Genomic DNA, 8005 nt, shown 5'->3' on the forward strand with positions numbered 1-8005 from the left:
TAAAGGGGAAATTCTGAAAGCGTAAATTATAATAATACCTTTTAGGTTAGCGATTGAAACGGCATCCTTTAACAGCTTTTTCTGCTGTTAAAGATATAGTGAAAAAGCCCGCCCGCCCTTTGGCGGAAACCTGCAATTAAAAAATCTCACAAAACAAAACCGCTTTAAACTCAAATAATTTTTATTACTTCGCAGCAATATGTTAGAGATTGTTTTTCAGGATAAGGATTTAGTATTAATTAATAAACCGCATGGTTTGTTGGTGCATCAATCGCCAATTGCCAGAGATGCCGAAGAGTTTGCTTTGCAATTATTAAGAGACCAAATACAACAAAATGTTTGGCCAGCACATAGGTTAGATAGAAAAACAAGTGGCCTACTCCTATTTGCGCTAAACAAAGAAACCAACTCGCTTTTACAAGCATTATTTAGAGATAACCTTATCAAAAAAAAATATTTAGCTGTTGTTAGAGGGCACACACCAGATGAAATGGAAATTGATTATCCGTTGAGAAAAGAAAATGGAGTGATGCAAGAAGCTTTTACAGCTTTTAGAACCTTACAGAAGACCGAAATTCCTGTTGCTTTAGGTAAACATCATACATCAAGATATTCTTTGGTTGAAGCTACACCTCAAACTGGAAGAATGCACCAATTGAGAAAACATTTTGCCCACATTAATCACCCAATTATTGGCGATAGGCCTCATGGTTGCAATAAGCAAAACAAATTCTTTAAAGATACTTGGCAAATGGATACCATGCTCTTACATGCATCTGAATTAAGTTTTGAGCATCCGAATGATAAAAAAAAATTAACCTTTGAAGCTAATATTCAGCCAGAATTTACCCGCACATTAAACCTATTAAATTTTAGTTTATAATTTCACACTCACTTTAAACTTTCTCTAGTATTTATTGTCTCTAAAATTTAGGTTTTGGTAGCTTTTTATGGGCAAAATGTATCTTTTAATTTCAACACCTATTTGCAAAATCTATTATTGTACATTCATTAAAATATCATTATATGAAATCATCTTTAAAAAAAATCTCAAAAATTATTCTACTGTTAACGGTAACAGGTTCAAGTTTATTTGCTCAAAAGGCAGATGATGTACAAGTTGGAAACTTATTAGTTTCGAAAATAAAGGTGGATGGCAATACTAACGATTGGACAACGCCATTAAAAGCAATTAATAAAACAACTGGTTTATCGTACACCATTGCTAATGATGCTAAAAACCTATATGTGGTAATGCAAGCTGTTAATGTAAATGATACCCGTAAAATTTTAATGGGCGGTATTACTTTTAGCATTAATGAAGATGGTAAAAAGAAAACCAAAGAAGCACTGGTATTAACTTATCCGGTAATTACCAGAAACAGCAGAAGAGCTGCTTTTGGTGGTGCTGGTGGAGCTGGTGGAGCTGCAAGAATGGGCGCATCTTTTCAAAACATGACGGCAGAGCAAAGAGATTCTATGCAATTAAGCTTTGGTAAAAGACAAATTGAGGCTGCCAAGGATATTAAAATTTTTGGTTTTAAAAATATTACAGATACCCTAGTTTCTATATATAACGAATACAGTATTAAAGCAATTGCAAGTTTAAACGATAAAGGAATTTATACTTATGAAATTGCAATACCATTAGAATTAATACCTGTTGATGTAAATAAAGAATTTGGTTACAACATAAAATTAAATGGCTTACAGCTAAATTTTGGTGGTGGAGAAAATAGACCTGGTGGAGGCGGTGGCGGACAAGTTACAGCAATTCGTGTGCAAGGTGGCGGTGGCGGATTTGGAGGCCAAGCTGGAGGTGGAAATGTTGAATTCCAAAATTTATTAAGTCCTACAGATTTTTGGGGAAAATATACCATTGCTAAATAACCATTTCTTCAAAAACTGTAATGAATTACAAAACTAAACTACAAAAACACATAATACTGCTGTTTTTAGTAATGCTGAGCTTTAATTTATATGCTCAAAACAGAACAGATACCACTAAACCAATTCCTGTTAGGCAAGTTAGTGGTATAGTTAGAGATTCTACCAACCAAGCTGTTGCTGGTGCTGCAGTAACTTTAATTTCTACAGCAGATACTTTAAGAACAAGTACAAACGACGATGGGATTTTTGTTTTTAGAAATGTAAAATCGTGGGTTTTTACCGTTAGTGTAAGTTCTTTGGGCTTTACTAATAAAGTTATTAGTGGTAAATATAATGATGCTACAGAGCGTTTAACACTAAACCCCATTGTGCTTAAAGACGACCAAAGAATGTTGGATGCGGTAATTGTTAACGGTACGCCTTCTGTTGTTTACAAAACTGATACTATAGAATACAGAGCGAGTGATTATGTGGTGAGAGCTGGCGCAACCGTTGATGAACTTTTACAAAAAATGGAAGGTATGGAAGTAGGAAACGATGGTTCTTTAACTGTAAATGGCACCGCTATTACGAGAGCTAAATTAAATGGTAAAGAAATTTATGGTGGCGATGTTGCTACAGCCGTTCAAAATTTACCTGCAGAAATTGTTGAGAAAATACAAATTGTAGATGATTACGGGAACACCGCTGCAAGAACAGGAATTAAGGAAGGTGACCCAGCTAAAATATTAAACATTACTACCAGAGCAGATAAATCTGTAGGAAATATGGCAAGGTTGAATGCTGGCATAGGTACACTAGATCAGTTAGAAGGCAGTGCAAATTTAACACGGATCAATAAAAATCAAACACTTACTTTAAATTCTACCTTTACGCAAACACCTAATGGTATTGCTGGGGGTAATAGCAGTGTTGGCAGGTTAGGCGGAGGTAATAACAGAGGTGGCAGAAGTGGAAGTGGTTTTGGCGGTGGTGGTAGTGGCAGCGCATCTGGTGGTACAAGTTTAAGGGCTTTACCAGCTTTTACTTACAGAGATAAAATTAACGATAAAATTGAGTTTGTTGCCAGTTATTCTTTTAGATATAATGATAATGAGGTAATTACAGATAGTTATTCTGAAATAAATAGCATACTTGCGGATTCTTCTTTAGTTACTACATTTACAAAAAGAGACGGTACTAACTTAACTAATAGCAAAAACCACAATATTAATTTTGAATTAGAATATAATATTGATAGTGCTAATTTTATACAATTTACACCTTCTATAACATTGTCTAATTCAGATTCACAAAATAATTCAAATACTTTTCAAACTGGTTTTATACGCCAAGATCAAAGAAATTTGAGTAATTCTTTTAACAGAACACCAATCATAAGCGGAACAATTGCTTATCAACATATTTGGCTTTCTAAACCAGGCAGAAATTTCTCTATTGAAGCCACTGTTGGTCGTCAAAATAACGAGGCAGAATCTGAACAAAATAATATCATACGCTATTATGATGACAATACTCCACCAATAGATTCCATCATTCATAGAGCTATAAATACGGATAACTTGCAAAAAAACTACAGAACAAGTATTACTTATTCAGAGCCTTTAAGTGATTTATCAAGGTTAGAATTTAATTCGAATATTGAACGTAGAGGTTATGATAATAGCAGAGTAACCAGTAATATTGATTTGGCAGACAATAGATTTGTGATTGATTCATTAAGTAATATTTTCAATTACTTTTTTACACAATACAGAAACTCAGTAAATTATAAATACGGAAATAATAATTCTAAATATAGTTACTCTGTAGGTTTAACATCTGTTAACACCACTTTGTTAGGAGAAAGAGTTGGCGTAAGTATAAATACAAACACAAATAGAAATTACTTTAAGTTAATCCCAATTGCTCGTTTTCAACTAAAACTTTCAAACACGCATAAATTATCTTTATTTTATAATGGTAGAGCTAATGAACCAAGTTTTGATCAAATACAACCGGTTAGAGATGTTTCCAATCCGCAGCGTCCAATTGTGGGTAATCCAGATTTAAAGGTTGCGTTTACACATGCTGCAGTTGGAGAATACAGTAACTATATTGCAAACGCTAAATTTAATTATAACATACGTTTTAACGCCTCTTTTACAGAAAATCAAGTAACCAGTAATACCTTTCAAATTAGAGATTTTAACAAAAGTTTTATTAATGAAGTAAGGTATGTGAATGTACAAGGTAATAATCGCCAAAGTGCTGATTATACTTTTTCAAAACAAACCAACGATAGGAAATATAATTTTTCTTTTACCGGTTCTGTTGATAGATCTAAAAGGGTTGCTTTAAGTAATGGAATAAGAAATACATCAGAAAATTGGGGATTTAAAGAGAGTTTTGGCCCACGTGTTAGCCCAGCTGCATGGATAGATATTAACCCTTATGTTTCTTTTGATTATAACAAAACCAGCTATTCTATTGCCAGAGGAATTGAACAAAAAATTTGGTCTTTAAGTTTAGATGGCAACATTTACTTTTTAAAACGCTTACAGTTTGGCTATGCACTTAGTAAAAATTATGTAAGTGGGATAAATAATAACATCAGTAACAATCCATTTGTTATAAATACAATGCTACAAATGAAGGTGTTTAAAAACAAAGGTTCTTTACAAATAAGAGCTTATGATTTATTAAATGAAAACAACTTTATAAACAGAACAGATAATGTTTATGGCTTTACAGAAATTGCTACAAACCCCAATAGCAGATATGTAATGCTTAACTTAAGCATGAATATACAAAAATGGACTGGCGCCGTTGGCAAAAATGGCAATTCTTTAAGAAGAAGAGGTGATGGTAGTTTTATGAACTAACATGAGCTCGGTTTAACCTCGATTAAATAAAGTCAAAAAGCAAAAAAGGCTGTCTCAATTATTTTTGAGACAGCCTTTTTTGTAATTTTTTTATTTAAAATGTAATTAAAGAATCAATAAGATGACAATAATTACTAACAATGCAGTAACAGAAAGGTAAATACCACCATTACTAATAGCATTTGCTTGTTTTTTCATCAATTGAAGCTCACTTCTTAAAGCTTTTTTCTCAGTTCTTGTTAGATTGCTTTTGTCTAAATTTCTAATCTCTTCTACCCTATTGGTAAATTGAGTTAGTTTAACCTGCTGCTCTGTTGTTAAAGTTTTATCAGTTTTTTCTGTAGCATTTGCAAAGCCAGCAGTTGAAAAAAGCATAATAAACGAGAAAGTGATGTAAATTAATTTTTTCATGTGATTAATATTATTTATGTACAATTTATATACCTAAAAATTGAGCCAAAATTACCTAAACTTTAAATTTGGCTAGGAAATTTTTAAAAAAGTTTAATTTTATTATTAAAAATGCTTTAAAAACTGCCTTTACAACCCATAAAACGGTTTAATTTAAACTAAACATTTTTGAAGGGTTTGTTAGTACATAGTCAGAAACTATTTTTTCTATAAAAAGATAGGAAGGATACGGAGTAACAACAGTTTTTGCTATTTCTAAATCAGCAGGTAAATCTTGCCCATTTATATATCCCATTCCGTAAAAAACACCTTTGTTAATAACAATGCAGCTCCGTTCAAATTTATTTCTTCCTTGGTCTATTACCATATAGCTGGGTAATTCTAAAACCAACTCTTCTAATAATTTGTTAACTCTTAAGTTATAGGTATTAAAGTCCTCTTTACCGTTACATGCTCCAAAGCAAGTTTCGTTTTGTAAGCCAATACAGTCTATTTCTGTAGTTTGTAAATTGCACAGTTTATTGCACAAATTAAACCTCTGAACCCATTGCCTAGTTAAACTTTGCGCTTCGGCAATTGATTTAAAAAGGCACACGCTTTTTATAAATTTATTTTTTTTACCAATATTTAACCTAATAAAACCATTTTGATCTTCATAAGTATAAAGCGCATATCTTTTTTCTGGATGTTTAGCGGCTCTATTTTTTTCTGGCCAAAGCCTTTTGATCTCAATATTTTCTAATATGAGTGCTTGTAGCTCTGTACCACAAACTTGGTGAGATATTTTTCTAATCTCCCTTAAAAAATCTTGCTTGTTTTTATGAGTGTTGTTATTTAAAAAGTGACTTAAAATTCGTTTGTAAAGGTTTTTTGCTTTCCCAACATAAATAATTTTGTCTTTTTTATCTTTAAAATAATAAACTCCCGGCTGCCTAGGTATTCCATCTAATTGCAGCCTTGATATGTAAGGAGGTAAGGCTTCTTCCTTAGCTTTGGCATTTAAAGCTTCATCTATATATTGATGCTCATCAGCATCAATCATCATTTTAAAAAGTATAGTTGTTGCCAAAGCATCCCCTGCCGCTCTATGTCTGTTTTCTATTTTAATATTTAAACTTCTGCTGAGTTTGCCTAAACTATAAGAAGGCAAACCCGGTAAAATTTTACGAGCCAACCTTACCGTACAAAGTTTTTTATTATTAAGGTTAAAGCCTTCTCTTTTAAGATAATGATTTACAAAAGAGTAATCAAAATTTACATTGTGGGCTACAAAAATTTTACCATCTAAAAGCTCAAAAATTCTTGGGGCAACTTCTTCAAAATAAGGTGCTTTCAAAACCATTTCATTAGTAATACCTGTTAAACTTTGTACAAAAATTGGTATATCCTGCCTTGGGTTTATCAGTGTCTCGTATTCCTCTACAATTTGATGACCATCATGTATATATATAGCAATTTCTGTAATGCCATTTGCATTAGCATGGCTTCCAGTAGTCTCAATATCAACAATGGCATACAAATTATTCATCATTACAAAAGTAATACTTTTACTAATAAATTTAGTAAATTTTTTATGTAAAATACATCATCTTTTATATTGTATTTCGTTTCTTATTTTTATCTTCAACCGATTTATTTATAATTATGATTCAGAAAGCAATTTTAACATTAAGTATAGCAACATTTGTATTTACAGCAAATGCGCAAACTAAAAAATCGGCAGCTAAAAAACCTGCTGCTTCCAAAGCTGTTACAGCACCACAAACTTTAACTCAATTAGATTCGGCCAGTTATTCTTTTGGTATGAAGATAGCCCAAGGATTAAAATCTGACGGTGTAAAAAGTTTAAATTACGAACTATTAAGCAAAGCGATGAAAGATGTATTTTCTGACCAAACTTTAACAGTAAATGATGAAGAAGCTGGTAAAACAATTGGGCAGTTTTTACAACAAATTAGCCAACAAAAATATGCTGTTGAACAAGAAGCAGGTAAAACATTTTTAGAAGATAACAAAAAGAATCCTAAAGTGGTAACGCTGCCAAGTGGCTTGCAGTACGAAGTAATTACAATGGGTACTGGCGAAAAACCAAAAGCTACTGATGAAGTTACAGTACATTACAAAGGTACTTTAGTTAATGGAAAACAGTTTGACAGTTCTTACGACAGAAATGAGCCTTTAAAATTACCTTTAAACAATGTAATACCTGGCTGGACAGAAGGTGTGCAGTTAATGCCCGTTGGTTCTAAATTTAAATTTTACATTCCTTACCAATTAGGTTATGGAGAAAGAGGTGCCGGACAAGATATTCCGCCGTATAGCACCTTAATTTTTGATATTGAATTGGTTAAAATAGGAGAATAACAATTTCCAATATTTCACAAAAGCCGATTAGCCTCTTTGCTTTTCGGCTTTTTTGGTTTTAGAAGTTTTAGAGCCTGTATAAATTTAAATTGTAAGAGCCTGTTTAAATTTATATTGTGAAAATGTTTATAGCTTCTTTTTGAGCGTAAAGAGGCAAATTTTGGAGAGATAGCAAAGCTATTATCTCGAAAACTGCTATAGCACTCTTGAGTTCCTTTTAAAAAATTAATGTATCGAAAAAATTAACGAATTTGTTGCTAAAAAAGCCAGAACCATGTTTGGCGGTAAGCATAAACAAATTATTAGATATATTTTAACCAAGCTCTAAAAAATTTAACTTTAATCATATCTGTCCGAACAATTTCCGATTTCGTAAAACGGAATTATTAACTAATTGATTTACAGTAGCTAAAATTTATTAAAACAGGCTGAAATTATTCATGTAAACAATGTTTTCTGAGCCGTTTTTGTTGGCG

At 32.2% G+C, this 8005-nt stretch carries 6 protein-coding genes; 4 read left to right on the plus strand and 2 right to left on the minus strand.

What is annotated here, in order from left to right:
* Positions 1–199 precede the first annotated feature (199 nt).
* The 3 genes from ACFSSE_RS11580 (at position 200) to ACFSSE_RS11590 (ending at position 4754) form a co-directional block, all read left to right on the plus strand.
* Positions 200–883, plus strand: a complete 684-nt coding sequence (locus ACFSSE_RS11580; RefSeq protein WP_379044728.1) for a pseudouridine synthase — start codon at positions 200–202, stop codon at positions 881–883.
* A 143-nt stretch (positions 884–1026) separates the two neighbouring features.
* Positions 1027–1890: a hypothetical protein gene (locus ACFSSE_RS11585; protein ID WP_379044725.1), complete on the plus strand. Its 864-nt coding sequence runs from the start codon at positions 1027–1029 to the stop codon at positions 1888–1890.
* 20 nt (positions 1891–1910) lie between these two features.
* Entirely contained in the window at positions 1911–4754 is a 2844-nt protein-coding gene (locus ACFSSE_RS11590) for a TonB-dependent receptor (protein ID WP_379044722.1), read from the plus strand.
* Positions 4755–4859: 105 nt separating this feature from the next.
* Here the strand turns inward: ACFSSE_RS11590 and ACFSSE_RS11595 are convergent, their stop codons facing one another.
* Entirely contained in the window at positions 4860–5165 is a 306-nt protein-coding gene (locus tag ACFSSE_RS11595) for a hypothetical protein (protein ID WP_379044719.1), read from the minus strand.
* 148 nt (positions 5166–5313) lie between these two features.
* Positions 5314–6696, minus strand: coding sequence for an exonuclease domain-containing protein (locus tag ACFSSE_RS11600; RefSeq protein ID WP_379044715.1), 1383 nt, complete (start codon positions 6694–6696; stop codon positions 5314–5316).
* Between the two features lie 113 nt (positions 6697–6809).
* Here ACFSSE_RS11600 and ACFSSE_RS11605 point away from each other — a divergent pair, with 113 nt between their 5' ends.
* Complete coding sequence (locus ACFSSE_RS11605) at positions 6810–7529, plus strand: FKBP-type peptidyl-prolyl cis-trans isomerase (RefSeq protein ID WP_379044712.1); 720 nt, start codon at positions 6810–6812, stop codon at positions 7527–7529.
* Positions 7530–8005 lie beyond the last annotated feature (476 nt).

This window comes from Pedobacter alpinus (genome assembly GCF_042684645.1).
GTDB lineage: Bacteria > Bacteroidota > Bacteroidia > Sphingobacteriales > Sphingobacteriaceae > Pseudopedobacter > Pseudopedobacter alpinus.